The organism is Roseovarius sp. EL26 (genome assembly GCF_900327775.1).
Taxonomy (GTDB): domain Bacteria; phylum Pseudomonadota; class Alphaproteobacteria; order Rhodobacterales; family Rhodobacteraceae; genus Roseovarius.
In genome coordinates, this window is the sequence record NZ_OUMZ01000007.1 from 1061083 (window position 1) to 1087567 (window position 26485).

26 protein-coding genes, 1 tRNA gene and 1 pseudogene are annotated in these 26485 nt (G+C 52.6%); 9 read left to right on the forward strand and 19 right to left on the reverse strand.

Annotation, left to right across the window (positions count from 1 at the left end; translation table 11 throughout):
• Window positions 1-11: 11 nt before the first annotated feature.
• A tRNA-Leu gene (locus D9A02_RS13035) sits at window positions 12-95 on the reverse strand.
• Between the two features lie 48 nt (window positions 96-143).
• A pseudogene (locus tag D9A02_RS13040) lies at window positions 144-1724 on the reverse strand (NAD(P)H-hydrate dehydratase).
• A gap of 168 nt (window positions 1725-1892) precedes the next feature.
• Here D9A02_RS13040 and D9A02_RS13045 point away from each other — a divergent pair.
• The 6 genes from D9A02_RS13045 to D9A02_RS13070 all read left to right on the forward strand — a co-directional run bounded on the left by D9A02_RS13045 (window position 1893) and on the right by D9A02_RS13070 (window position 7599).
• Window positions 1893-2231, forward strand: a complete 339-nt coding sequence (locus tag D9A02_RS13045; RefSeq protein ID WP_085805745.1) for a P-II family nitrogen regulator — start codon at window positions 1893-1895, stop codon at window positions 2229-2231.
• A 40-nt stretch (window positions 2232-2271) separates the two neighbouring features.
• On the forward strand, window positions 2272-3678 hold the full coding sequence (glnA, locus tag D9A02_RS13050; RefSeq protein WP_120501371.1) for a type I glutamate--ammonia ligase: 1407 nt from the start codon (window positions 2272-2274) through the stop codon (window positions 3676-3678).
• A gap of 146 nt (window positions 3679-3824) precedes the next feature.
• Window positions 3825-4664 carry an amino acid ABC transporter substrate-binding protein gene (locus D9A02_RS13055; protein WP_120501372.1) on the forward strand — a complete coding sequence of 280 codons (840 nt, stop codon included), beginning with the start codon at window positions 3825-3827 and terminating at the stop codon, window positions 4662-4664.
• Between the two features lie 349 nt (window positions 4665-5013).
• Window positions 5014-5886, forward strand: a complete 873-nt coding sequence (locus D9A02_RS13060) for a hypothetical protein (RefSeq protein WP_120501373.1) — start codon at window positions 5014-5016, stop codon at window positions 5884-5886.
• Window positions 5887-5971: 85 nt separating this feature from the next.
• The gene (locus tag D9A02_RS13065) at window positions 5972-6784 is read left to right on the forward strand and encodes a lytic transglycosylase domain-containing protein (protein WP_120502530.1); all 813 of its coding nucleotides are present in this window, start codon (window positions 5972-5974) and stop codon (window positions 6782-6784) included.
• A gap of 152 nt (window positions 6785-6936) precedes the next feature.
• The gene (locus tag D9A02_RS13070; protein WP_120501374.1) at window positions 6937-7599 is read left to right on the forward strand and encodes a hypothetical protein; all 663 of its coding nucleotides are present in this window, start codon (window positions 6937-6939) and stop codon (window positions 7597-7599) included.
• Between the two features lie 68 nt (window positions 7600-7667).
• Here the strand turns inward: D9A02_RS13070 and D9A02_RS13075 are convergent, their stop codons facing one another.
• Window positions 7668-8468, reverse strand: coding sequence for a DUF3445 domain-containing protein (locus D9A02_RS13075; protein ID WP_120501375.1), 801 nt, complete (start codon window positions 8466-8468; stop codon window positions 7668-7670).
• 123 nt (window positions 8469-8591) lie between these two features.
• Here D9A02_RS13075 and purB point away from each other — a divergent pair, with 123 nt between their 5' ends.
• Both purB and D9A02_RS13085 read left to right on the forward strand, forming a co-directional pair.
• A complete protein-coding gene (gene purB, locus D9A02_RS13080) occupies window positions 8592-9899 on the forward strand; it encodes an adenylosuccinate lyase (RefSeq protein ID WP_120501376.1) in 1308 nt (435 codons plus the stop codon).
• Window positions 9900-9993: 94 nt separating this feature from the next.
• Window positions 9994-10524: a M48 family metallopeptidase gene (locus D9A02_RS13085; RefSeq protein WP_120501377.1), complete on the forward strand. Its 531-nt coding sequence runs from the start codon at window positions 9994-9996 to the stop codon at window positions 10522-10524.
• A 213-nt stretch (window positions 10525-10737) separates the two neighbouring features.
• On the opposite strand, the gene D9A02_RS13090 is transcribed toward D9A02_RS13085, so the two are convergent.
• The 9 genes from D9A02_RS13090 to phaC all read right to left on the reverse strand — a co-directional run bounded on the left by D9A02_RS13090 (window position 10738) and on the right by phaC (window position 19065).
• Window positions 10738-11679, reverse strand: a complete 942-nt coding sequence (locus tag D9A02_RS13090; RefSeq protein WP_120502531.1) for a lysophospholipid acyltransferase family protein — start codon at window positions 11677-11679, stop codon at window positions 10738-10740.
• 76 nt (window positions 11680-11755) lie between these two features.
• Complete coding sequence (gene hemF / locus D9A02_RS13095) at window positions 11756-12637, reverse strand: oxygen-dependent coproporphyrinogen oxidase (protein ID WP_120501378.1); 882 nt, start codon at window positions 12635-12637, stop codon at window positions 11756-11758.
• Window positions 12638-12654: 17 nt separating this feature from the next.
• The gene (locus D9A02_RS13100) at window positions 12655-13461 is read right to left on the reverse strand and encodes an SDR family NAD(P)-dependent oxidoreductase (RefSeq protein ID WP_120501379.1); all 807 of its coding nucleotides are present in this window, start codon (window positions 13459-13461) and stop codon (window positions 12655-12657) included.
• A gap of 36 nt (window positions 13462-13497) precedes the next feature.
• Window positions 13498-14487, reverse strand: coding sequence for a class I SAM-dependent methyltransferase (locus D9A02_RS13105; protein WP_120501380.1), 990 nt, complete (start codon window positions 14485-14487; stop codon window positions 13498-13500).
• Between the two features lies 1 nt (window position 14488).
• Window positions 14489-14845 carry an ATP-dependent Clp protease adapter ClpS gene (gene clpS, locus D9A02_RS13110; protein ID WP_120501381.1) on the reverse strand — a complete coding sequence of 119 codons (357 nt, stop codon included), beginning with the start codon at window positions 14843-14845 and terminating at the stop codon, window positions 14489-14491.
• Between the two features lie 171 nt (window positions 14846-15016).
• Complete coding sequence (locus tag D9A02_RS13115) at window positions 15017-15982, reverse strand: LysR family transcriptional regulator (RefSeq protein WP_120501382.1); 966 nt, start codon at window positions 15980-15982, stop codon at window positions 15017-15019.
• A 6-nt stretch (window positions 15983-15988) separates the two neighbouring features.
• On the reverse strand, window positions 15989-16546 hold the full coding sequence (gene phaR, locus D9A02_RS13120; RefSeq protein ID WP_120501383.1) for a polyhydroxyalkanoate synthesis repressor PhaR: 558 nt from the start codon (window positions 16544-16546) through the stop codon (window positions 15989-15991).
• A 128-nt stretch (window positions 16547-16674) separates the two neighbouring features.
• A complete protein-coding gene (locus D9A02_RS13125; protein ID WP_120501384.1) occupies window positions 16675-17124 on the reverse strand; it encodes a phasin, PhaP in 450 nt (149 codons plus the stop codon).
• A gap of 138 nt (window positions 17125-17262) precedes the next feature.
• Complete coding sequence (gene phaC / locus D9A02_RS13130; RefSeq protein ID WP_120501385.1) at window positions 17263-19065, reverse strand: class I poly(R)-hydroxyalkanoic acid synthase; 1803 nt, start codon at window positions 19063-19065, stop codon at window positions 17263-17265.
• Between the two features lie 99 nt (window positions 19066-19164).
• On the opposite strand from phaC, the gene phaZ reads away from it, so the two are divergent.
• Window positions 19165-20454 (forward strand): polyhydroxyalkanoate depolymerase, encoded by a 1290-nt coding sequence (gene phaZ / locus D9A02_RS13135; protein WP_120501386.1) that lies wholly within the window; start codon window positions 19165-19167, stop codon window positions 20452-20454.
• 72 nt (window positions 20455-20526) lie between these two features.
• On the opposite strand, the gene D9A02_RS13140 is transcribed toward phaZ, so the two are convergent.
• The 7 genes from D9A02_RS13140 to D9A02_RS13170 form a co-directional block, all read right to left on the reverse strand.
• On the reverse strand, window positions 20527-21249 hold the full coding sequence (locus D9A02_RS13140) for an alpha/beta fold hydrolase (RefSeq protein ID WP_120501387.1): 723 nt from the start codon (window positions 21247-21249) through the stop codon (window positions 20527-20529).
• Between the two features lie 236 nt (window positions 21250-21485).
• Window positions 21486-21911 carry a VOC family protein gene (locus D9A02_RS13145; RefSeq protein WP_120501388.1) on the reverse strand — a complete coding sequence of 142 codons (426 nt, stop codon included), beginning with the start codon at window positions 21909-21911 and terminating at the stop codon, window positions 21486-21488.
• Window positions 21912-21921: 10 nt separating this feature from the next.
• Window positions 21922-22677, reverse strand: a complete 756-nt coding sequence (locus D9A02_RS13150) for an alpha/beta fold hydrolase (RefSeq protein WP_120501389.1) — start codon at window positions 22675-22677, stop codon at window positions 21922-21924.
• Between the two features lie 72 nt (window positions 22678-22749).
• On the reverse strand, window positions 22750-22938 hold the full coding sequence (locus D9A02_RS13155) for a hypothetical protein (RefSeq protein ID WP_162933063.1): 189 nt from the start codon (window positions 22936-22938) through the stop codon (window positions 22750-22752).
• 641 nt (window positions 22939-23579) lie between these two features.
• Window positions 23580-24362 (reverse strand): IclR family transcriptional regulator, encoded by a 783-nt coding sequence (locus D9A02_RS13160; protein ID WP_120501391.1) that lies wholly within the window; start codon window positions 24360-24362, stop codon window positions 23580-23582.
• A gap of 9 nt (window positions 24363-24371) precedes the next feature.
• Window positions 24372-25730, reverse strand: coding sequence for a TRAP transporter large permease (locus D9A02_RS13165; RefSeq protein ID WP_120501392.1), 1359 nt, complete (start codon window positions 25728-25730; stop codon window positions 24372-24374).
• A complete protein-coding gene (locus tag D9A02_RS13170; RefSeq protein ID WP_120501393.1) occupies window positions 25730-26398 on the reverse strand; it encodes a TRAP transporter small permease in 669 nt (222 codons plus the stop codon). Before D9A02_RS13170 ends, D9A02_RS13165 begins: the two co-directional genes overlap by 1 nt.
• Window positions 26399-26485 lie beyond the last annotated feature (87 nt).

Genomic DNA, 26485 nt, shown 5'->3' on the forward strand with positions numbered 1-26485 from the left:
TTTTGTGGAAGTGGTGCGGGTGAAGGGACTCGAACCCCCACGCCATAGGCGCCAGAACCTAAATCTGGTGCGTCTACCAATTCCGCCACACCCGCATTGAGGTGCCACATAACAAAGCCCGTAACGGGATGCGAGAGGAAAATTCAGCTCACGCCAAGTTTTTGGAAAACCTTTGGCAATTCCTCTGGCAGATCCTCGGCAATCAGACCGGGGCCAAAGCTGAGTGCGCATTCCACATGCAGCCACGCGGCCGTTTCCGCTGCCTGCATCGGATCAAACTCGCGCGCCATCAATCCGGTGACAAACCCAGAAAGCACATCCCCCGATCCCGCTGTCGCCAACCAAGGTGCCGATCTCTCATAATGCGCAGAGTTGATGGAACAGCGCCCATCAGGTGCTGCAATCACCGTATCGGCACCCTTGAACAGGACAACACACCCCGCCCTTTTGGCCGCCTCTCGCGTCGCATCCACCTTGGAATAGGCCAGGCCTTTGGTGGGCGCTTCGTTCAGTTTCGCAGCAATGTCCGGAAACAACCGCGCAAACTCCCCGCCATGCGGCGTCAAAACACAGTTTTTATGCAGCTTGTCGAATAACACTTCCGGACTATCCGCGAAGACTGACAGAGCATCCGCATCCAAAACTGTTGCCCGTTTGGCCGCCAAAGCCACCGGCACCAATTCTAGTGCTCGTTCAAGCCCCACCCCCGGCCCCAGACACAGCGCATTCAAGCGCTCGTCCTGCAACACCTCGGCAAAGCCTTCGCCCCCCTCAATCCGCTTGAGCATCACCGCCGTGACCTGACATGCCACCTCCATCTGTACCGAGGGTGGCACGCCCAAGCTCACCAGCCCCGCCCCAATCCTGAGCGCCCCCCGCGCCGCCATGCGCGCCGCGCCGGTTTTGCCTGATCCACCCGAGAGGATGAGCGCATGACCGTGGGAATACTTGTGATTGTCGGAGTCTTTGCACAACCCGGCAATACGTGTGGCGTTGGCGTAGATAACTCTAGGGGCACGTCCCATATGTCAGGCCTCTCTGTCGGGCAAACCGATGTCCACAACCATCAGGCGTGCATCCGCCATATGTGGCATCTCGTGAATTGGTTTAGGTGAATGAAACGTGACGATCAAATCGCTTGGCATCGGGCGTTGTGCGAGGGTCGCGCCTGTGTCCACGTCGTATCCGGTAGGGATATCTATCGCGACGAAAAATGGCGTTGGCCCTGCACCTTCACCAAAGGTCGCATCAATCAGGCGGTTCATTGGCGCCATAACCTCGTTCAGCGGTGCGCGCTGACCGATGCCAAAAAGAGCATCCACCACAAGCCATTGTTCCACCCCTTCAACCACAGCCTGCCGTGCCGCCCCCATAAGGATTTCGGCGTCATACCGATGTGCGACACCGATTTCACACCACCGCTTATAATTCACCCGCGCATCCGGTGGCAGCTTATCGGCCTCTCCATGCAGAAACACCTCCACCTCCCAGCCCCATTCCTTGAGCAATCGGGCAACAACAAATCCATCACCGCCATTATTGCCCGGCCCGCACAGGACCACCGCGCGGTAGGATGTTTTTGCCTGCTCCGGCCATTCCTCAAAAATCGCCTCTACCACGCCCTGCCCTGCGCGTTCCATCAGCTCAAGTCCGGTGACCTCACCCGATTCAATCGCGGCCTGCTCAATGGCCCGCATCTGGGCTGCAGTCAAAAGTTCTGTCATCTGGGTCTCACTCGATTCACTCTTGCTCGTTTTAAACGCAACTTGCCTAAAATTTAGGCAACACACTTCATTCTCGCACGCGCAGCACGTTCCTCGTACGCTAACCGATTGTATCCCCCTTCGGGAAGTGGTCGAACATCTCCAAACCCCAAAGTCGGAGGCCTGACCGTGAAAAAGATCGAAGCCATCATCAAACCCTTCAAACTTGATGAAGTGAAAGAAGCGCTGCAGGACATCGGCGTTCAGGGCCTTTCGGTAATCGAGGTCAAAGGGTTTGGTCGCCAAAAGGGCCATACCGAACTATATCGCGGCGCTGAATATGTCGTCGACTTCCTGCCCAAGGTCAAAATTGACGTTGTGCTGGACGATGATCAGGTCGACGCCGCAATCGAGGCCATTGTAGATGCCGCCAAAACCGACAAGATCGGTGATGGCAAAATCTTCGTTAGCCCAGTAGAACAAGCTATCCGCATCCGCACCGGTGAAACCGGTTCAGACGCACTTTAAACCCTTTCGCAATTTTCCCAGCAAAAAAAGGAAATCGGGAATGAGCATCTCAGACGTTCTCAACCAAATCCGCGAAGACGACATCGAATATGTCGACATCCGCTTCACTGACCCGCGCGGCAAACTACAGCACGTCACTATCATCGCCGATCTGGTTGATGAAGATTTCCTCGAAGAGGGCTTCATGTTTGACGGCTCCTCCATCGCGGGTTGGAAATCGATCGAGGCCTCGGACATGAAGCTCATGCCCGACACCACAAGCGCCTATGTTGATCCGTTTTACGCGGAAAAAACCCTGTGCATCCATTGCTCGGTTGTTGAGCCTGACACTGGCGAAGCTTACCCACGCGACCCACGTGGCACGGCCCAAAAGGCTGAGGCTTACCTGAAATCAACAGGTATCGGCGATGTGGCATACATGGGCCCAGAGGCTGAGTTCTTTCTGTTTGACGATGTGCGTTTCTCTAACAGTATCAACAAAGTATCCTACGAGGTTGATGCATCAGACGCATCCTGGAACACAGACACCGAATATGAGATGGGCAACATGGGCCATCGCCCTGGCCTCAAAGGTGGTTACTTCCCGGTTAACCCAATCGATGAGGCACAGGACCTGCGTTCCGAGATGCTCAGCACCATGAAACGTCTGGGTATGAAGGTCGACAAACACCACCACGAAGTCGCCAGCTGCCAGCACGAACTGGGCCTGATCTTTGGATCACTGACCGAGCAAGCAGACGAGCTGCAAAAATTCAAATATATCATTCACAACGTGGCGCACGCCTACGGCAAATCCGCCACCTTCATGCCAAAACCGATCTATGGTGATAACGGTTCCGGCATGCACGTGAACATGTCGATCTGGAAAGATGGCAAGCCTTTGTTTGCAGGTGACAAATATGCTGACCTGAGCCAGGAAGCACTGTATTTCATTGGCGGCATCCTGAGCCACGCCAAATCGCTGAACGCCTTCACCAACCCGGCCACGAACAGCTACAAACGTCTGATCCCAGGATTCGAAGCCCCCGTTCTGCGCGCCTATTCGGCACGTAACCGCTCGGGTTGTGTTCGGATCCCATGGACCGAAAGCCCCAAGGCGAAACGTGTTGAGGCGCGCTTCCCCGATCCGGCGGCCAACCCTTATCTGTGCTTTGCTGCCCTGCTGATGGCTGGCCTTGACGGGATCAAAAACAAAATCGATCCGGGCGAAGCCATGGACAAAAACCTCTATGACCTTCCTGCGGAAGAGCTCAAAGACATCCCAACTGTCTGCGGCAGCCTGCGCGAAGCCATGGAAGAATTGGAAGCGGATCACGACTACCTGATCGCCGGTGACGTTTTCACCAAAGACCAGATCGACGGCTATATCGCCCTTAAGATGGAAGAGATTCAATCTTACGAGCACACACCGCACCCGGTTGAGTTCCAAATGTACTACAGCTGCTAATACAGCAGGTAATACCAGACGATCAGGCGCCCTTCGGGGCGCCTTTTTTGTACGCACTCTTCCGCCGTGGGCAATGTGACCTGTTTGACACTCCCGCAACACAGGCTAGATTGCCCCAACTGATTTCATACCAAAAGGATATCTGAATGCGTCGCATCGCTCTTGGCCTTCTCATGACGGCCCTGTTCGCAGCCCCGGCCACCGCCCAAACACTTGACCGCATCCGGGCCAAAGGAGAAATTAACATCGGATACCGCACGGACGCAGCGCCCCTGTCATTCGCCGATAGTGGCGGTAATCCTACCGGTTATTCGATCAAAATCTGCAAAGCAATTGTTGCGGCTATGGCTCAGCCACTTGAGCTTGAAAAAATCAAGACAAACTTTATCCCGGTCACAACAGAAGATCGTTTTGACAAAGTGGCATCCGGTGATGTTGACCTTTTGTGCGGAGCATCGACAATCACGCTGAGCCGCAGAGTGAAAGTTGACTTTTCAACTCCAACTTTCATTGATGGAACTGCAGTTCTGCTACTTCGGGACGCCAGCGGGGATATGTCAGCCCTGGATGGCAAGAAAATTGGCGTTAGAAAAGGCACTACCACCGAGAAAGCCCTGGGAAATTCGCTAAAACGCGCTGGCGTCAATGGTGAAGTCGTTGCGTTTGATAACCATCAGGCTGCGATGGCGGCTATGGAAGCTGGCGAAATCGAAGCCCATTTCGCAGATCAATCTATTCTGTACAATCTCTTTAGTAATAGTGAGCTACAAAATAAGTTCAAAATTTCAAACGAAATTTTAACGGTGGAAAAGCATGGCTTAGTGATGGCGCGTGGTGATGCGGATATGCGTCTTTTGGTCGATACCATCCTCTCAAGGCTTTATTCCAGTGGAGAGATGTCGAAACTATACCGCAAATCTTTCCCTACAGCACAACCTGGGCTGGCGATGCGTGCCATGTATCTGATCGCACCTACATTGCCGTGATCATCGCAATCGTGAGCTAACATCGAAAAACCACAGATCAAAGGCACCATTATGGTGCCTTTTTTCATTATCTCAATGAGCACGGTCTCTTCATGTAAATTGCTTATCTTGCCTCAGCAAAAGCCAAAATATCTCTCAGCATAGGTATTCAAACGTTGAAACACCAAAGTCTGCAGCAGTTCTCAGAGAAAAACTACAAGCTATTTCTTTGTGACTATTTGTTTCAAATTTAGCACCAATAGCTTGAAATTTTGCAAATTGCCTCAATGTGTCCGCAATTGAAACAAATTGATTTCACCTTATGCGTGCTATGTGCGTTAGAGCACAAATGTTCTGAGCGGGCTGTGGCATGGATAATGATAAAGATTGGTTGACTTCGGGCCTGGTGTTTTTGGGCTATCGAGATCTTGATATCGTCAAAATCGCCAATCGTGTTGCCCATAGCTTTGAGGCGCTCGAAGAAAAAGTCACATCCGTCAGAGTCCTCTCTGACATCTGCGCAATAGTTTCGACTGCAGATCACGTTGTGCGCTTGGCAATCTGCGAAGATATTGAAATCGCGACGTTGCAAACCCCCGCTGAATTTTTTTTAGCTGTCCAAATCAAACCAAATCTAGATGAAACCGGAATACCGGGGAGCACTCCGCTGAAAACGGATTCCGTGTTGGCCCATACACTGACATTGCTGCATTGGGCGCTGTCGCCCGACTATGTCAAATGGATAGGTCGAACGGCCGTGTTGAGCAGCGCCGACTTCATCAAGGCCACAACACAACCTGAAGATCACGAAAGCCTTGTATTGCAACAAGGAACTACACCAGTTTCACGCGCCAAAGTCCTGCCGGAAATTGAAGAAACCGCAGATATTTTGCAGCAGCGCTTACTTGCACGGCAGTCTGTAACTGATCAAGATCACGCACGTAACAGTGACTTGCGCGCAATATTTCAGGAAAACTATCCAACTGAATCCAATCGCGCTGCCATCGTAGTCAACGCCATAAGACATAGTGACCTGCAGCGCTTGTCTGCATGGCTCATGTCGTTTTCTGTTTCTCTGTTTTGCCTTCCTATCGGTTTGGCATTGATTGTTTTCAACCTGATCAAGGGCGAAGACCTACGGCTGAGCTCTCAGGCTGCGGCTCTGACTGGGACATTTATCGCCTTTAACGCATATGGCACCACAGCTCAGGCCATGGGTGCCATTCAACACCTGGTCGGCTAAAACGTGATAGCCATCACAGGTTTCCCTTGTGCTGGCGCAACTCTCGACTACCTTTGATGAGAACCGCATCACTGAGGCTTTTGTCATGTTAACGAAAAAAAGAAATTTCATTCTATCATTAGGAACTTGTTTGTTGGTTTTACAAACTGGGGCAGCAACGGCTGCTGAGTGCGGTAACAATGCCAGCGGGTTTGGAGCTTGGAAATCCAGCTTTGTCAAACAGGCCAAACAAGCCGGCGTTGGCAAGCGTGGCTTGCAAGCCCTTGCCAGTGCACAATATGCAACACGCACCATTGCCGCAGACCGCAATCAGAAAAGCTTTAAATATTCGTTAGAAAAATTCATGCAGGTGCGTGGTGCCAATACAATTGTTGCGCAAGGCCGCAAACGCAAAGCCGCAAACCCTAATTTCTATGCCTCACTAGAGCGTCAATATGGTGTGCCCGCGGGTGTCATAATCGCCATTCATGGTATGGAAACAGGGTTTGGTGGCTTCATGGGCGATAGCGCCGTTGTTTCGGCGATCACGACCCTTGCCTATGATTGTCGTCGCTCCGACTTTTTCGTGCCCCATGCCCTTGGCGCATTGAAATTGGTTGATCACGGCGCGATTACCCCTGCCACAAAAGGCGCCAAACACGGCGAGTTGGGGCACACGCAGTTCCTGCCTGGAAATGCCTTAAAATATGGCGTGGACGCAAATGGCGACGGTAAAGTCGACTTTTATTCTCAAGCTGATGCACTGGCCTCAACTGCTAATTTTTTGCGGCAAAAGGGTTGGAAGCCAGGAAAAGGATATCAACCCGGTCAACCCAACTTTCAAACCCTGCAGCAATGGAATGCGGCTGGTGTCTATCAAAAAGCCATCGCCATTATGGCAGCGAAAATCGATGCGTGAAAATTGAACCATCTAGTTTTGGCAATTAATTGCTCACCCATACGTGTACTGCTTGGATGACCTAATTCCGCCACAGTCCAAGCAAATTGTGTCCAAATTCATATGATGAAGTTCATATAATATTCGGACACTATAAGTGGGTGGAACATACGATGTCCTATAATGATTTTGGAACGATCGCGGTCCTTGAGTATCGCCAAAAGCCAAAAATTGGATTTTCTGATATTGTCGAAGAGTTCGACATTGCCTTTCAGATGGCAGACACAGGCGTGCGCAGCCTGACTTGGGATTGTGATGACGTTGCAATTCTTGACCGCGAAACATTGCGTATCGCATTGGGATGGCTGAAACCCAACAGACCGGGGAATTCATGGCATTTGGTGATTGCTGTTGGCAGTTCGCCGCAGGGTGAAAAGTGCCCTCCAACGGCCGGCTACTTCGAGGCAATGTCACAACACATTGTAGAGCATACCAACAGCTACCTTCCTTATGACACCGTGATGCAAGGCGAAGCTAGCTGTGCGATCGGCAGCGATTTGATCGACCTTGTTGCAGACCTCGTCGATGACAGCAGTGATCAGGTTGCAGACAACGCACCTTATGTGGCACCAGATGATATGATCCTGACTGCCGACGACGAGCCAGAGCAAAGCATCTCTCTTGTCAGTATCGGTGAGAAAATCTCACTTCCCAAGCGGTTGACCATCTATACGCTCAGCTGTTCATTCCTGCTACAGGTTCCTGCCATTGGGGCCTTTATGTTGGTGTATTCATTGCTGCGTGATGTCAGCGGAACCACGGCTCTTCCAGCCTGAACCTTCGCTCAGACTCTTTTTGCCGGACCGGCCTGTCCTTGCTTGAATGAAGGGCAGGCCGAACTTTTTCAATTCTCTGATGTGTCCCCGCGTTTCATCACATAGGTATGGATAGAAAAGACACAGGCCTGTGTTTTCGGCAGGCGCAGCACGCATTGTCTCTCAGTCCGCAGATAAGGATAATCTGCGCTTAATTCCTCAGACGGGGTCTGACGTGATACAGGCTGAAACAAGGATGGGTCAGAATAATACAGCCGGTTAAACCGCCACAGTGGCCGCCCAACCTGTACGCCATCAAAAAGGCGCTGCACCCGCCGCGCGACTTGATCATCATATTCCTGCACCCGCGCATGAATACCAATCAATGGTCGCCCGATCTTGTCGGACAATCGCCAGCTTGCCGGGAAACACAACACCGCCCCGGTCAACACATGTTCATCGCCCTGTTTTTGCAACAGGCAAAAATCATCCTGCACAATCCGTCCAAGACTCCCCAAAGGATCATCTGGATAAACATCAACAACGACTCCATCTGGCCTCTTCACTGAGCTGCCCGATATCTGATACCCCTGCCCGTTTATCCTCAGCCAGCCCAGAACATGCTCCAACAGCTCCTCCGCTGCTGCACGCCCCTCGGGCAACAACGCTAAAACATCCTCTCGCCGTGTTTGCAGCAAGCGTTCCCGCTCGGCCATCTGGGCAGTAAAAGCCTCATCAGATAGCAGCCATTCTTCCGGCTTTAGCGGTGCAATCCCCGGCAAGGCGCGCAGGTTCTCCACATCATGCGGGGTTTGGGTCTGAAGGATCTCTTTGCCCTGTGCCTGGGTCTGGGCATGATCCTTGAAATGCAACGCCTCATTTTCCGCCATAACACACCTCTGAGCTCTTAAAACACGGGCATTCCGCCTCACTTGGCCGCTCTTACCTTGCCGCTGCGCGCTGCGCGGTCTAAACCCGCGTCAAGATTTAACCGATATCCGAAAGCCCGTCACATGATTCCTCGCTATTCACGCCCTGAAATGGTTGCCATCTGGTCGCCCGAGACAAAATTCCGCATCTGGTACGAGATCGAGGCGCACGCCTGCGATGCTATGGCCAATCTGGGTGTGATCCCGCGCGAAAACGCCGAGGCCGTCTGGAAAGCCAAGGATGTCGAATTTGATGTCGCCCGCATTGACGAGATCGAAGCTGAAACGAAACACGATGTTATCGCGTTTCTGACCCATCTGGCTGAACATGTTGGCTCGGACGAGGCACGTTTTGTCCACCAAGGCATGACCAGTTCAGACGTGCTCGACACCTGCTTCAATGTCCAACTGGTGCGCGCCGCGGACATCCTGATCGAAGATGCCAAAGGTCTGCTCGCCGCACTGAAGACCCGCGCATTTGAACACAAAAACACCATCCGCATCGGCCGTTCACACGGTATCCATGCCGAACCAACCACAATGGGCCTGACCTTCGCGCGTTTCTACGCTGAAATGGACCGCAACCTGCGTCGCCTTCAAACGGCACGTGAAGAAATTGCCACTGGCGCCATTTCCGGCGCGGTTGGTACATTCGCCAACATCGACCCCGCAGTAGAAGAGCACGTCTGTAAGGAGCTGGGCCTCGAGCCAGAGCCGATCTCAACCCAAGTGATCCCACGCGACCGTCACGCCGCCTTCTTTGCCGCGCTTGGTGTTGTCTCCTCTACCGTCGAAAACATCGCGACTGAGATTCGCCACATGCAGCGCACCGAAGTTCTGGAAGCGGCCGAATTTTTCTCGATGGGTCAAAAAGGCTCATCTGCGATGCCGCACAAGAAAAATCCAGTTCTGACTGAAAACTTGACCGGTCTGGCGCGTCTGGTACGTATGGCCGTCGTGCCCGCTCTGGAAAACGTGGCGCTCTGGCACGAGCGCGATATTTCCCACTCATCTGTTGAGCGTAACATCGGTCCTGATACGACCATCACCCTTGATTTTGCTCTGGCCCGCCTGACCAGCGTGATCGAAAAGCTGCTGGTCTATCCTGACAACATGATGGCCAACATGAACAAGTTTCCCGGTCTGGTCATGTCGCAACGAGTTCTGCTGGCCCTGACACAAGCCGGCGTCTCGCGCGAGGATTCCTATAAAATGGTACAGCGCAACGCCCTGAAAGTCTGGGAAACCGGCTGTGACTTCAAAGGAGAGCTGCTGGCCGATGAAGAAGTGGTCAAAGCACTGGGTGTGGAACAGATCGAGGAGAAATTCGACCTTGGCTACCACACCAAGCATGTCGACACGATCTTTACCCGCGTTTTCGGCGAAAGCTAAAATCTTTCACGAAAACGTTATGGGCTGAATAATCCGGCTTCTGGTGTGTTTTGTTTGGTATAATCAATCAAGACACACCTTTGCAGGAGGTCCCATGCTTCGTCCATTACTTGCCGCCGCCATCATCGCCCCCAGCCTTGCGCTTGCCGGGGGTGGCAGCTCCACCGCTCCGAAACCTTCAGAGACTACCCAAACCTGTACCGGTGGCAAAGTCTGGGACAAAAAATCAAAATCATGCGTCGATCCGCAGCATAGCGCATTGACCGATGACCAGTTGTATCAAGCCGTTCGCGAGTTTGCGTATCATGACCAGCTCGATCATGCGCAAACCGCGCTTTCTGCAATGTCCGACCAAGACGAAGACCGCGTTTTGACTTATTGGGGTTTCACCTATCGTAAACTTGGTGAAGTTGATCGCGGCATGGTTTATTATCGTGCGGCCCTCACAGAAAACCCCGCAAATATTCTGGCCCGATCCTACATGGGGCAGGCCATGGTCGAACAGGGTGACCTGCAAGGCGCGCGTCATCAGCTGCTCAAAATTCGAGAATACAACGGCAAAGGCAGTTGGGCAGAGGCCTCGCTTTATGAGGCTATTACCACCGGCCAGACCTACAGCTACTGAGCCCCCTGCCTTTTCCTGCCCTGCTGTGCTATACTGCGCGGCAGATGCAGGAGACAGACAGATGAAAATTGTAGCAATTCTCGCCTTTGCCTTAAGCCTCAGCACCGCACATACCGCACTCGCGTGCAGCAAACACAGTAAACAAACAATGTCTTGTTCTGAGGGAACCGTCTGGGACACTAACAGCCATAGCTGTCAGCCACAAACCAGCAGTTAATCGTCGGCTTTACGGCGCATTTCTTCTAATTGTTGGGCACCCTTGTCTGCCATTGGGCCGATACCGTCTTTCCAACGACGGTGAATCCAGAACCATTGATCCATACGCTGTCGCACTTGTGCCTCCAGCCGGTCGTTGACCTCTTGGGTCATGGTCACAGGATCAGAATGCGGCACAGGTTCTTCGACCAGAATGTTGAAATCTAAACCATTTTCCGCACGAATACCCCAAACCGGCACCAAAGGCGCATCGAATTTTAGCGCCAATTCAGCCGTTGCCAAAGGGGACAGCGCAGGCTTTCCAAAGAATTGCAGCGGCACGCCATCATGGGCGTTCAGGTCTGTCAGAATCGCCAGAACGCCACCACTGCGCAGATGCTTTACCATTTGAATCATGCCGCGACGACCTTGCTCAAACATCGGCTCTGACAGTGAGCGCATGGCCTCAGTGTAACGCGCGTTGAACCAGTTGTTTGACATTGGGCGGTAAAACACCCCCATCTCGAAGCCTTGTTCGATCATTGCGACTCGCGCGGCATTGAAGCTGCCAAAATGTCCGGTCACAAAGATTACCGGTTTACCATTCTCTCGCGCCTCGCGAATAGCAGGCAAGCCCGGGCCGGTCACAGGCGAATGCCGCGTGCGTTCCGTAAAGGCCTTGTGCGAATAAAGTTCGATCATGTTGCGCCCTGCCCCGTCGGGCACAGCACGCATCAAATGGCGGATTTCATCCTCAGGCAGGTCCGGTAACACATACGCCAGATTTTCACGCACGCGCTTGTCGTAGCCCGCAATCGGAGCCACTATCCGCGATGTGATCCAACCAATAAACGCAATCCGCCAGCGATACGGCAGCAGCATCGCAAAAGCGATTGGCGCATACATCGCCATGCCCACCATACGGTCACGGGTCCAAAAGGGCTGTTTTTCGTCGCTCATCAGGTCAAAATCCGGCAAATTTCGCCGCAGACATACGCCTGCCGCGCTTCAATAACAAGGCTTTGGCAAAACTCGGTCAGACCCACTTCGCCATCGGTGGCAGGCTCATCAGGACCGCATCCGGATCATGCCCCGTGGCCAGGCCAAACTTGGTGCCTCGATCATAGACCAGATTGTACTCGGCATAGAGCCCGCGATGCACCAGTTGCACATCCTTATCAGCCACGCCCCATTCCTGCACCCGTCGCCTGTCAATCAGGGGTACAAAGGCCGGTAAAAACGCCCGGCCGATGTCCTGTGTCAAAGCAAAGTCCGCCTCCCAGTCACCACTGTTTTGGTCATCCATGAAGATACCACCAACACCGCGCGCACGTTTACGGTGTGGAATATAAAAATACTCATCAGCCCATTCTTTGAGACGCGGATAGAGACCTGCGCCGTGCGGCTCCAGATGCGCTTTCTGCGTGTCATGGAAATGCTGGGTGTCCTCAGTGTATTCAATGCAAGGGTTCAGATCAGATCCGCCACCGAACCACCAGGCCCCCGGCGTCCAGAACATCCGAGTGTTCATATGCACGGCTGGCGCATGCGGATTTTGCATATGCGCCACCAAACTAATGCCACTGGCCCAGAACTGCGGATTGTCTGCAATGCCCGGCACACCGCGTGCAGCCATGGATTTCTGCGCGGCCTCGTCCAATGTGCCGTACACCTCGGACACGTTGACGCCAACTTTCTCAAACACGCGACCACCACGCATCACGCTCATCAATCCGCCACCGGCGTCTGATCCATCATCCGCCGTGCGTGTTGTCTCGCGCACGTCAAACCGTCCCGCGGGTTGATCCCCCAGCGGGCCAGTGCTGTGCCGCTCTTCCAGGGCTTCAAACCCGATTACGATCTGATCACGAAGCTCACGAAACCAGGCCGCGGCCCGCTGTTTTTGTTCTTGCATCATAGTCCCCTGTGCCGCGATCAATGCGCTGGCGCTGTGACGGGGTCCAGCAGACTACGGCCACCATCAACTGTCAGCACCTGACCCGTCATAAAGTCCGAACTGTCGCTGGCCAGAAACTGCACGGTCTCAGCCAATTCATGCGCCGAAGCGATCCTCCCCAATGGCGTGCGTTCTTCGATTTCTTTACGGAATTCCAAATTGTCACGCAGGGTTCGTTGCAATGACCCACTCATCACGGACCCAAACGCCACCGCGTTTACTCGGATCCGATTGGGTGCCAACGACACAGCCATCGACCGGGTCATCTGGTTAAGTGCGGCATTTGATACGGAATAAGCCAGCAATTCAGGGTGCGTATTCCGCGCAGCGATCGAGGATAGATTAATGATAGCACCAATCACACCGTCATCGTCATCCAATTTATCGGCCTGCTTGATCATCCGTTTGGCGATTGTCTGGCTCAACCGCAAAGCCGCCATGAGATTTTGTTGCAACAACATCTCGACCGCGTCATCCTCGGCACTCAAAGCATCCGAAGGGGCAATCTGTCGCGAGGCATTGATAAGGATATCAACCTGATCAAATGCATCAATTGTGGCCGATAACAGGTTGGCCTGGGTCAATTTTTCCCGAAGGTCCCCGGCAAAGTACCGTTGCGGGCTATCTTCCTTATTCTCACCCAATTCATGCAGCAGTTGCTTTTCGTCCATGTCGGCAAACATTACGTTTGCACCTTTGTCAACGAAATGCCGTCCGATCGCCAAGCCAATTCCATTGGCCCCGCCGGTCACTATTGCTGTCTTGCCGGAAATTGAAAATGACATAAACTGTCTACCTTTCGTCCCAGATTTGCGCGCAAATCAACGTGGTTGCCGCAGAGGTTTTTGGCCATTCAAGATCTTGAACCTACGGTCCCCGGCCACTTCAGACACCTGCGCAAAAAGCGTTGCCATGGTTTTTTCATAGGGCAAATGCCGGTTCGCAACCAGCCAAAGCTGCCCTTGCGGTTTCAACATCCCCCAAGCCGATCGAATAAACGCCTGCCCCAAGTCAGGGCTTGCAGCACGTCCGGTATGAAATGGTGGATTGGTGACAACCGTGTTCACCCGGTCCTCAGGTTGCCAACGGGTCGCATCCTCCCAATGGAGCCAGGCCCGCGCATCAGCAATGTTTTGGCGGGCGCATGTAAGCGCATCATGATCTGCCTCGATCATATGCAACGCCTCTATCTCTTCACGCTCCAGAATGCGGGCACTCAGATATCCCCATCCACCACCCAGATCGACAACATGCTTACCCAGTTTCTTGGGCAAGTGGTCTGCCAAAAGTTTAGATGCAGGATCAATCCCATCAGCCGAGAACACACCTGGCAAGGTCTCAAAACCGGGCGCCACCTGTTTGACCTGCGCACCCCAATCATCAAAGTCGTCACCGGCCACAAACGCGAACAGCTTGCCGTGCGCTTTTGACAATGGCGCTGATACCTCTGTGCGTTTGCGTACGGCTTTTAACATGGAGTCAATGCCATCTGTTTTTACACCGTCAACGACGATCAACCCCTCGGTCACCGCCGCAGCTTTGGCAATCATCGCCTGCGACAATGCTTTGGCCCGCCCTAGAAACACCACCGCAAGGCTATAGCGCCCTTCGGGTTCCTGCGAACAACTGTAACCACGACCGGCAAAGTGATCATAGTCCGGCCGAAACCCTGTCACGACATGACAGCGTTCCATGGGTAACGCAGAAATATCCGTCTCGGACCGCGGACCAAAGATGGCGATGCGTCCCGCCTCGGGCAGGGTCAAATCCCCCTCGGACAGGGCCAGCGACAGGCGTGAAATCACAGCCATATTATTCTTTTTCCATTGTACATTGCAGCGGATGTTGGTGTCTGCGGGCAAAATCCATCACCTGCGCCACCTTGGTTTCCGCAATTTCATGACTGAACACTCCGACCACCGCCACGCCTTTTTTGTGAACCGTCAGCATAATTTCAAAGGCCTGCGCATGATCCATTCCAAAAAACCGCTCCAGCACCGCGATTACAAACTCCATCGGAGTATAATCGTCATTGAGCAACAACACCTTATAAAGCGGCGGGCGCTTGGTCTTTGGACGTGTCTCAACCAGAACAGATGCATCCCCATCGGGTCCATCATCATCCTGGCTTGAGGTCGGGCCTGACAATCTGACGATACAATCAATCATTACAAGATGCTGTCTGCTTATGCGGTTTCTGCGCTGTCTATATAGACTCAATAGCAGCGCTGAAAAGAGGTTAGCAGCACAGATCCCCCCTCGTCAGCCATAAATGCATCAATTCTTTGCAAATGCAGCATTCAAACCCGCACACCCGCAATGTGGCATGAATTTATGCTCTTACAGAATTTTCAGGATTTCTTCGGAAAATCCATACCGTGCCGCAGCCGGCGTCACGATACTTTCTTGTAAAATCGGGCGCAGACTGCTCGCAACACTTTCGGGCATTTCCTTCAGCACGCCTTTGCGACTGATCAGTGAAATTGTCCGCGACAAAGGTGCCAATGGCAGTTCAAGCACGTCAAGCTGATCCGCAAACCGGCGAGCCCGCATCAAAGCCAACGGCGTCAAGATCGTCCACCCCTCGCCCTGTCCAACCAGCGCCAAAATCGCCGCATAGCTGTCTAACTCAAACCGATGCGGCAAAGAGATATTCTGACGGGCCAAATGAGAGGTAATCAAACGTCCCATATAGTGTCGTTGCGTATATTGAATCAGTGGTAACCGCTTGAGCTGCTTAAGTGTATCACGATCCGAGTTAATCATCCCCTTAGGTGCAGCAACGACAAACCCTTCGCGCAGCAAGGGGTGCACTTCGACCCAGTCCTGTTCTGCGCCAAGTTCCGCAGCAACCACCACATCCAACGCGCGTGCATCCAATTGATCATAGAGAAAATGGCTGGCGCCGGTTTCCAGCAGAAACTGGCAGCCTTTCAGTTTTTGCGCCATATGGGTCAACAGCTTAGGTGTTACGTCTGCTTCAAAATCCTCAATCATCCCAAGGCGGAACCGTGTCAGCATAGACAGGTCTGACATCGCCAGTTCTGCCCGTGCGAGTGCCGCCTCGTTCATTATGGCTTGCGCGCGGCGGTGCATGATCTCTCCCGCGGGGGTCAACCGCACCGGGCGCGCGTTACGTTGCAGCAATGTCGCGCCCAAGGCACCCTCTAGGTTGGTCAACTGCTGGCTGACCGCCGAAGGGCTTGCACCCAATCGCTTGGCCGCCGCCGAGATCGAGCGTTCATCCGCCGCAGCCATGAACACTTCGATCCCCCACAGGGTTATGCGCCCGGGGCTATCAACCATTTGATGTTACTTTCCCAGCTTCGACAGTTTGTCCTGAAGCTCGGACAGTTGTTTCTTGATATCGCTGAGGTCTTCATTGCTGCTCTCGGCAGGTGCAGCATCGGGGGTGGGCATCGTACCCATGCCACTTAAACCACCGGTCATTGCCTTTAAGAACGCCTCTTGCTGCGCGCGCATGGCTTCCATACCTGGCATGCCAGACAGTGGATTGGCTTTGGTCATGCTGTCCATAACCTGGCTCTGACTGTCGCGCAGCATCTCAAAACTGGCGGCCAGAAAATCCGGCACCATACTAGTTGCCTGATTTGTGTAGCTACGCACCAGATCCGTCAGCACATTGGTCGGCAAGACATTTTCGCCTCGGCTTTCGTGCTCGGCAATGATTTGCAGCAGATATTGCCGCGTCAGATCATCGCCAGATTTCAGATCAATGATCTGAACCTCGCGGCCATCACGAATAAACTCCGCGATATCTTCCAGTGTCACATAGTCGGATGTTTCCGTGTTATACAAACGACGGCTAGCGTAACGCTTAATCAAAAGCGATTTTCCGGTATCAGCCACGGATTTCCTCCCCAAAATGCAGCACTGCAGCAAAGACTAGACACATGCAGCACAAAATAAAAGGGCGAGCCTGACGCTCGCCCTTACAGATCATACCTAATCGGGAGGATTAGTGGTAAGATCTAAGCTTATTTAGCAGCAGAAGTTGCTTTTTTTGCAGCTGTTGTGACTTCGTCAGCAGCTTTTTTAACAGCAGTTGCTGTTTCTTCTTGCAGGTCTTTGCCAGCCGCCATCATCAGCTCAACAGTTTGTGTCTGAACTGCTTTGGCGATTTCTGCGAATGCTGCGATGTTTTCGGCAGCAACTTCGGCGTTGGCTGATGCGAAATCAGTTACCGCTTTGGCGTAATCCGCTGGCTCTGTTTTTGCTTTGCTGACGTCTGTCAGTTTGGCCAGTGTTTCTTTTGTCCATTTGCTGGACAGTTCAGCTGATTTTTCAGCTGCGGTCAGAGCAACACCAGACAGCTTTTCGCTCAGGGCTGCTTGGTTTTTGAACGCATCTTCCATCGCTTTTGTGTCGACGGGGAACGCGCCCATGATGTCTTTCATGACAGTGTTAAAGTCTTGTGCTTTAGCCATCGTTTCAATCCTTGATATGCGTCAGCGGGTAATTCCGCTTTCTGCGTCTGCAAACTATATACATGCTGCGCTGCAGCATTTCAAGGTTTTTTCTGCACTGCAGCATAAATTTCACAATTCATGGATTTTCTTTTAATTTCAGCCCATTGCCTTACGGCGCACATAAGCACCTGGCGCTGGCGCCAAAGGTTGATGCGAAGAATCACCTGGTTCGCGGGCAGAAATCTTCTTGCCAGAGCGTTTGCGCAGCCATGTTTCCCAACGGGGCCACCATGACCCTTTGTGGAATTCTGCCCCCTCTTGCCAGTCATCGGCATTCAGGCTCAGGTCTGCATTGGTATAGTGGCCGTATTTCTTCTTGCTGGGCGGATTCACGATCCCGGCAATATGGCCCGACTCGGACACAATGAATGATCGGTCTTTCGCCCCGGTTTGCTGGAACCCACGGTAACAATCTTTCCACGCCGCAATATGATCCGTCTCACAGGTCACCGCCATCAGCGGGATTTTCACGTCACTGATATGAAGCGTCTCACCAAACAGCTCAAATCCACCATCGATGAATTCATTGCGCTGACACAGGCCGCGCAAATACTGCATCGTCATCTTACCCGGAAGGTTGGCCCCGTCCCCATTCCAATACAGTAAATCAAAGGCGGGCGGCGTTTCTCCCATCATGTAACTTTTGATCGCGGGCGAATAGATCAGGTCATTGGACCGCAGAAATGACATTGTGCGCGACATGATGAACGACCGCAGAATCCCCTGTTCGTTCACTTCCTCTTCAATCCCATCGATGAAATCGTTTTGCAGGAAAGGCACAAATTCCCCCTGCTCTGCAAAATCCGTCAACGCGGTAAAAAAGGTCGCGGACTTCACACTCTTATCGCCGCGCTTCGCCATCAATGCCAAAGTCAGGTGCAAGGTGGTCCCTGCAATACAATAACCAACCGCATTCACCTGCTTCACGTTGCAGATCGCTTTAACCTCGCGAATGGCCGCAAGGAATCCATCTTCAATATATTCTTCCAGACCTACATCAGCAAAAGACGCATCCGGGTTCACCCAGGAAACAACAAACAGCGTATACCCCTGATCAGTGATCCACTTGATCAGACTGTTTTGCTCTTTGAGGTCCAGAATGTAGAATTTGTTAATCCAGGGCGGGAAAATCACCAAAGGCGTCGAATGCACCTGCTCTGTCGTGGGCGCGTATTGGATCAGTTCCATCATTTTATTGCGGTACACCACTTCGCCCGGCGATGTGGCTACGTTTTCACCCAACTCAAAGGCACTCTCATCCGCCAGCCGTACAACCAGCTCACCGTTATTGGCCTCCAGATCAGCAACAAGGTTTTCCAACCCCTTCACCAGACTGGCGCCTTCCGTCTCCACTGCCTTTTCCAATGCGTCTGGATTGGTGCCCAGAAAATTGGTCGGACTCATCATGTCGATGATCTGGCGCGAAAAGTAATCCAATCGCTGCTTGTCAGTCTGATCCAGATCCTCGATCTCTGCCACCGCTTGCCGAATGGTCGCTGCATTGGTGGCATATTGCTGTTTGATATAATGGAAATATGGGTTCGTTTCCCACAGCGGGTTAGAAAAACGTCGGTCCCCCTTCAGTCGGTCATCGCCCTGCTCTTCCGGGTCGGCCTGGCTCTGCACCATCGCCTGTTGAGCTTCTATAAAATGGCGCACTGATTTACCCCAATACTCCAATTGCTGCTCGTAAATCCGACTAGGGTTTTCCAGAAAATCCGCCCAATAGGTCGTTGCTGCACGTGCAAAAAGATCTTGCGACGGACCGTTCAATGTTGGATTCGCCGGCTTACGCACCGACAGGGCCTGCACCAAACGTTGCGATAATGCCTCTACTTGCGCAAGATTCTGATTTAACCGCTCAAATTTCTGTTCGGAAATGTCCTCATGCGTTGCCATTTTAACGAATCTTCCTTAACTTTCTGCTGTGCAGCATAATATCGCCGGGTCACAGGTTTGTAACAGAGTCTACCCGTACACCACGCAGGAGACCAGTACATGCGTTACATGATGACTTACGACCTGATGGAAACCCTACGTAATACAAATCAATGGTTGGGCGCATCGGCCCTGTCGATGGCATCATACCCGCTTTTCAGCATGACACCAAACCCAGCCATGCAATGGATGGCCGCTTGGGGCGAGGTGACTGAACGCACATTTCAACGCATGGTCGTCAAACCAGATTGGGGCATCGATTCCATCACCGGCGAAGATGGCCGCGACCATCTGATCAACATTGAAACCGTGATTGAGCGCCCTTTTGGCGACCTGATCCATTTCGCCGTTCAAGGCCGCGAAGAAATGGACCGCCGCGTGCTGCTGGTTGCCCCAATGTCCGGCCACTATGCCACCCTGCTGCGCTCCACCGTCAAATCGCTCCTGCCTGATTGCGAGGTCTATGTCACAGACTGGCACAATGCCCGCGATATCCCGGTATCCGAAGGCAAATTCGATGTAGAGGATTACACTCTATACTTGGTAGATTTCATGCGCGAGCTGGGCGCAGACCTGCATGTCGTTGCGGTTTGCCAACCTGCCCCGCTCACATTGGCGGCTACCGCTTATCTGGCAGAACAAGATCCCAACGCGCAGCCCAGGTCACTAACCCTGATTGGTGGGCCGATCGATCCCGACGCTGCTGCCACCGATGTGACTGACTTCGGTCGGCGCGTCACAATGGGTCAACTCGAAGAGACCATGATCCAACAAGTCGGGTTCAAATACAAAGGTGTGGGTCGCAAGGTGTACCCGGGCCTGCTCCAGCTATCGTCCTTCATGTCAATGAACGCTGAACGTCATGCCAAAGCCTTTACAGATCAAATCACACGCACTGCCCGCGGCGAAGCCACTGATCGCGACCCCCACAACAAATTCTACGATGAATACCTTGCTGTCATGGACATGCCTGCAGAATTTTACCTCTCCACCGTAGAGCGCATTTTCAAAGGCCTCGAGATCGCGCAAAACAAATTCACAATCGGCGACCATCAGGTAGATATTGGGGCAATCACCAGCGTTGCCGTCAAAACCGTCGAAGGCGGCAAAGACGATATCTCAGCACCCGGCCAATGTGTCGCCGCACTGGATCTGTTGACCGGCCTGCCCGACAGTAAAAAGGCCAGCTATATTGAGCCCGATGCTGGCCACTACGGTATTTTTGCCGGTCGTAGCTGGCGCAACAACATCCGTCCATTGGTTCTGGATTTCATTGATGCCAACTCCGAGGCGCCAGCCAAACGCAGCCGGACAGCCCCCAAGAAAAAGAAATCGGCTCCTAAAGCTTAAGATACTGACGTTGCGATCAACCTGACATTCGACAAAGCTGCCCCTTTCCGGGCGGCTTTGTAATTCGCTCAATCACCCAACCCTCATCCGCAAAACCAAAGGTTGCTCTAACCAGCTGTTCAAGGCGTTCAGAACTTGCGTGGGTTGTTCCAATGTCGGCACATGCCCCGCCTCTGGAATGATCACAAGTTCTGCAAAGGGGATCAGATCTGCCATAAACTCCAGCCGTTTGACTGGCACAAGCGTATCATGCGCGCCCCCCAATACCATCATCGGCACTTTGCTTTTGCGTAACTCGGCCTGATAGTCCCGTCGCCGTTGCAACGCCCGGATCTGCGAAATAATCCCATCCGCACCAATGGTCTGCGCCATATCCACCATCCGTGCCATAACAGTGGTTCTCACTGCACCCGGTGCCAATGTCTCCGCCGGCAACAAACCCTGCACTGCATCCTCCCATAGCCCGGCCTTCAACTTGATAATCCATGGCTCATAATCGGCCGCTGATTGTGGCGTTTCGGGTAAAGGCATGCAATTCATCAAGGCCACTCGCATCACTCGATCCGGGGCTCGGCGCAAAATCTCCATCGCGACATTGCCCCCCATTCCCATCCCGGCCAATGCAAACCGTTGGGGTAAAACATCCAACAGACCTGATGCAATATCCTCTATCCGTATCCCATCGGTGATCGGGGCCACGGTGATTGCACGATCCCGGCTCAACCCTTCCAGAACAGGGCCAAACACCCGTACATCGCTCATCAGACCCGGCAAAAGCACCAGTGGCTCACGCATAATCAATTTCCTTGCGACCTCAATGTGTTATTCCTATTCCCATCCTGCCTGAGAGACGCATCAGGTCAAGCCCCGGTGCCTGCTTTCAATCCAAAGTGAGTCTTAAATCCAACACCTGAATGCAATTTCGGCACTACCTCTGCCGACAGACAACATGAGGCCGTTCGCCGCTGGCGAACAACGAGGGATCCAGCGCGCACCCTCAGGTGCGCTCAATTTTCTTTGCTCAATTTACGTTAATGACCGTTCCAACGAAACGCGCCATCAGACCGCAGCGGTGAAAATGGATTGTGGGCAATTTCCCAAATATGGCCATCCGGATCAGAAAAATACCCATGATACCCACCCCAAAACACCTCTTGCGGCTGTTTCAAAATATGCGCGCCCGCCTGTTTCGCTTGCGCCATAAGCACATCCACATCATCACGAGATCGCAAATTATGGGCCAAAGTCATTGCCCCAGTCCCCAACTCAGCCTCAGACACCCCAATCTCCTCTGCCAAAGCCGCACGCGGGTACAGGCCCAGGGTCTGACTAATCAGATCAAAGGCAATCACCCCATCCGGGCTGTCGACACGCAGCCACCCCAAGGCCTCATAAAACGCGGCGGATCGCGCAACATCCTCCACCCCCAAAGTTACCAACGAGATCCGCTGCTCCATAACCAACTCCTTACGCTGTAACCAAGCCCAAAACCTGCTCGACGCTCTGCTCCGTCAGCAACAAACAAGTCTCGTCCGAAAACCGATGATCTGCCCCATCCACCAACGTCAAGCGCAGGTCTGGACCTTTGGCATGCTCCAGCAAACGCAGAGCCACAGACATGTTCACATCCTCATCGGCGGTGCCTTGCAAAAACCGTGTTGGAAAGGGCAACGACAGCAACTCACGTAATACCAGCTGATGACGTCCATCTTCAATCAGGCGGCGGGTGATGATGTAATCCTCGCCGTAGTCACTAGGCAGTGCCACCTGTCCATCTCGCTCCAATGCGGCCTTTTGGCTTTCATCAAAACCGGCCCACATGGAATCTTCTGTAAAATCAGGGGCAGCAGCAATCGTAACCAAACCCGCAACCTTTTTGGGCATCTCGCGTGCACAAAGCAAAGAAATCCAGCCGCCCATAGAGGAGCCTACCAGCACCTGTGGACCTTCGGTCAAGGTTGTGATGGCCTCCATCGCATCTGCGGCCCAGTCCCCGATACAGCCATCAGTAAACCCCTCAGAGGACTGCCCGTGCCCGGAATAATCAAACCTCAGAAATGCACGCCCCTGCGCCTGCGCCCAAGCCTCAAGATGCACGGCCTTGGTGCCATCCATATCGGATTTGAAACCACCCAGAAATACCACGCCCGGCGCCTGTCCAAGGGTCTTGTGATAAGCGATGCGTCGCCCTGTCGATGTTTCAAGAAATTCTGCCTGCGCCATGTCTTTGCCCTGACCTATGAAAGTTCAAAACAAGTGTCACCGAAATCGGCAGGCAGTTACAAGATCAGAAAATTACGCGATCGAACCGAGGCGCATTTCGATCTGCCGCAACAGGCCCTGACCTGCGGGGCGTTTCGCGGTGTTATCATAGACCACGCCCACATCGTGGTCAGCCACATCTGCGGCTTGCTTAAACTGCGGGAACCCAGAGGTCGCTTCATTCATTTGGGCCATCTGCAATTGGGTCATCTGCACTGTCATAACGAACATCCTTGTTGTTCTTTAGCTCATCTTTCCAAGAGAGCGTAAGATCACGCTATGGCGATAAATTCACGATAACAATAAAAAAATCATTTAATTTCAGTATATTAAAATAAACCTTTGCATACAATTGTGCGCAACACTGGCATACATTTGCACACAACATGCTTAACGTCAGTATTACAGGCACTTGCCCCATATCGCGCACAACTGCACGCAATTGCATGCTTAAATCACTCTGTGTCAGATATGTGACACCTCATTCCACCCCCCTGCTCCAAAGCAGGTTCCTCAATATTTACTGGAGCTCAGATATCAGCCTCTAGCGACCGTCTTTGAGTAATCAAGAGATATCTGTGGTAACAGTTTATTCACAACTAAGTCGTTTTCAGACACATGCAAGACATACCGATGATATCTGCTTTGCGGACGATGCACCAATTCGCTGCACTTGCGCCAATGGCTACTTTCGTCGCTTCACATCTGTAGCGAAAGGCACTTCAGGCGAATACCAGACCTTCGCTACCATTGCATCCCTCGTGAAATGTGTGACAGTCGGCACAAGCAGTGCAGAACACAATAGTATTACACTGCGACGCCTCTTCGTTGTAGCGTTGTTTTGGTGATTATGCGCAAGCCAATTACTTGTCGTGCATATCTGTGAGGTTTTGCGCGGCCCGGTTCAATACAGGTAGGCAGTCTATAAGTTTACTGACGGGAAAGCGTAAAACTGGGGCGTGAATTGACAAGGTCGCAAGTAAACGTCGGTGGCTGTCATAAACTGGCACTGCGATTGCGGTCATCCCGGTCATGAACTCTTCGTTGTCAGTTGAGAATTTGCGTTGTCGAGTGAGATCCAGTTCGCGCTTGAGATCATCGGAAGATGTGAGTGTCACGTCTGTCTTTTTTTCCAATGTACTGGACGAAAGTACCGCATCCAGCACGTTGGTCCGTAGCGTAGACAAATACATTTTTCCGCTGGCTGTACAATGAAACGGCACCTGTGTCCCAATCGGAAGCTGGATGCGCAGAGGCCATTTGGTTTCAACCCGATCCAGATAAATCATCCCCTCGCGATCAGGTGTGGCCAGATTGCAGGTTTCGCCGATTTCCTCGGCAACGCTTTTCAATATTGCCAACCGCCCTGTTCGCAGATGTTCCGAAGACATCGTATTCATCGCCATACCGCGAAGCCGAAAACCCGGGCCATAAGATCTTCCATCTAGGTCGCGTTGCAGAAAACCTTCAGCCTCTGCGGTTTGCAGCAGCCTGTGGATCGTAGGCTTGGGCAGGCCCAATGCCTCGGTCAGTTGCGCGGGTTTCACCGCGATGCCCAAGCGTGCAACCTCTTCCAAAATGAGCAACAAACGCAGATTTGGTGGTGTTTGTTTGTCCTTTTGGGGCGTCAGGTCATTATCGGGCATCGCATTTTTCTATCTGTTGGGCAGCAAGATCAACGCGAGATCAGGCACAAGTGATACCAGTATCCAAACGCTGATCAGCGCTACAAGGTAGGGGACCGTATAGCGGAGCAGTCGGAAATAGGGAACGCCAGTTACACCAGAGGCTACATAAAGATTTAGACCGTAAGGCGGTGTAATGAACCCAATAGATGCGCCGACTAGGAAGATCACCGAAAAGTGGATTGGATCAATGCCAACGGACGCAGCAATAGGTGCCAAAATTGGGGCCAGGATGATGGTCACCGGCAGGCTTTCAAGCACCATACCCGAGAAGAACACGATCACCATCGAAGTGAACAAGACAGCGTAGTATCCGCCCATAGAGGTTACGAAATCACCGATTGTTTGCTGTGCGCCCAGCAGAGATAAAATTTGCTGCATCACAACTGAAATAGCGATCAGGGGTGCAAGAATTCCGGTGATCTGCGCTGAACGCACAACGATTGATGGGATTTGAAACGGCGTAAACCCTTCGACAACGAACATTTCAGCAAAGCTTTTTTCAGTCACCGGTTTGTCGCGATTTGCTCCCATCAGCTTATTTAGGGGCCAACTCACTACACCGGCAAGGACACAAAATCCGACCGTTACGCCCGCGGCCTCGGTCGGGGAAAATTTACCAGTGTAGATTCCCCACAGAACCAGACCAATGGCGAAGAACCCCAGCCAAGCGCCGAAAGCTGTCTTCAATACACGATTCAACTGCAGCGGAATCAGGTAACCCCAGCCATTAATCTTGCAGATAATCCAACATGCCAGCTGCATACCGACAACCATCAACGTTCCAGGCAAGATACCTGCGACAAACAGCTCAGAAATGGGCAGGTTCAACAAGAAACCGTAGACGATGAAGATAATGGAAGGTGGAATAATAATCCCCACCGTCCCGCCAGCTGCAGCAGTTGCTGCCGAAAACCGTTCATCGTAGCCGCCTTTAACCATTTCCGGGTGTAGCATTGAACCGATCGTAGCTGTCGTGGCGGAGTTGGATCCCGAGATCGCAGCAAAGAGTCCACAAGCCCCCAGTGAGGCCATCGCCAAGCCGCCACGCATCCAACCCAAACAGGCATAGGCAAAATCCGATAACCTTCGGGCGATGCCGGATTGGTTGATCAAATCACCGGTTAGAATGAAGAGCGGCATTGCCAAAAGGGCGAACCCCTTGTTGAACACATTGAGAAGTTCTGCCCCCATATTATCAAGTGTCAGCCCCAGCACGGCAGAACATCCAATAACCCAATATGCGATTACCAAAAGCACCGGCACACCCAGCATAAACAAGAGGGTGACACCAAGTGAAATTAACGTAACCCAGGTTCCATCGGCCATTATACATCCCCCCCGATAATGGCTTGTTTGATCAACGGTTCACCGCTGCGCCAATTAGAAAAATCGTCTCTCAAGTTCTCAAATACCCGCCCAACCAGCAGCAAGAATGACAATGGTGCGGTGATCAGGAACCACCATTGCATCACATTGTCTGTTCCGAGCACGATCTGAAAGTTCGACGCGGACAGGGCCGTCAGCCGAGTGGTTGTGACAAGCACGATCACCGCGAAAACGAACCACAAAACACCATCTAGGCACAGGCATGCCAATTGCCCCCTGCGAGGCATCATAGTCCGAAACTCCGCAAAGCTCAGGTGCGTACGCAAACGCACGTTAAAGGCCGCGCCAAACCACGCCATGATCATAAACAATAGCGGTGGAATGGTTGTTGACCAAGGTTGCTGATTGGAGAAAACAAAGCGGTCAATCACCCCCCAGAAGATAATAAAGGCAATGGCGAGATAGCTCCAAACCATGATCGTGCGCTCTAAATGCCGATCCAGAAGCGGCACCTTTGAATAGACCCACATGACAATCAATCCGCCAAGTGCTGCGGTGATGGCCCCCAACACCCATGCGGCATCGGATTTCATAGCGTTTCGGATTTCAAAACTATCTTGTGCCGCAAACGCGCTCAATATTGCGCCAAGTTCTGACCATAATGCCATTTCAGTCTCCCATTGATGCGCCGGATTTTCCCGGTCTTATGAATAAAGTCAAAGTTGGCGCAAATTGACGCGCCAACCCCAGCAATC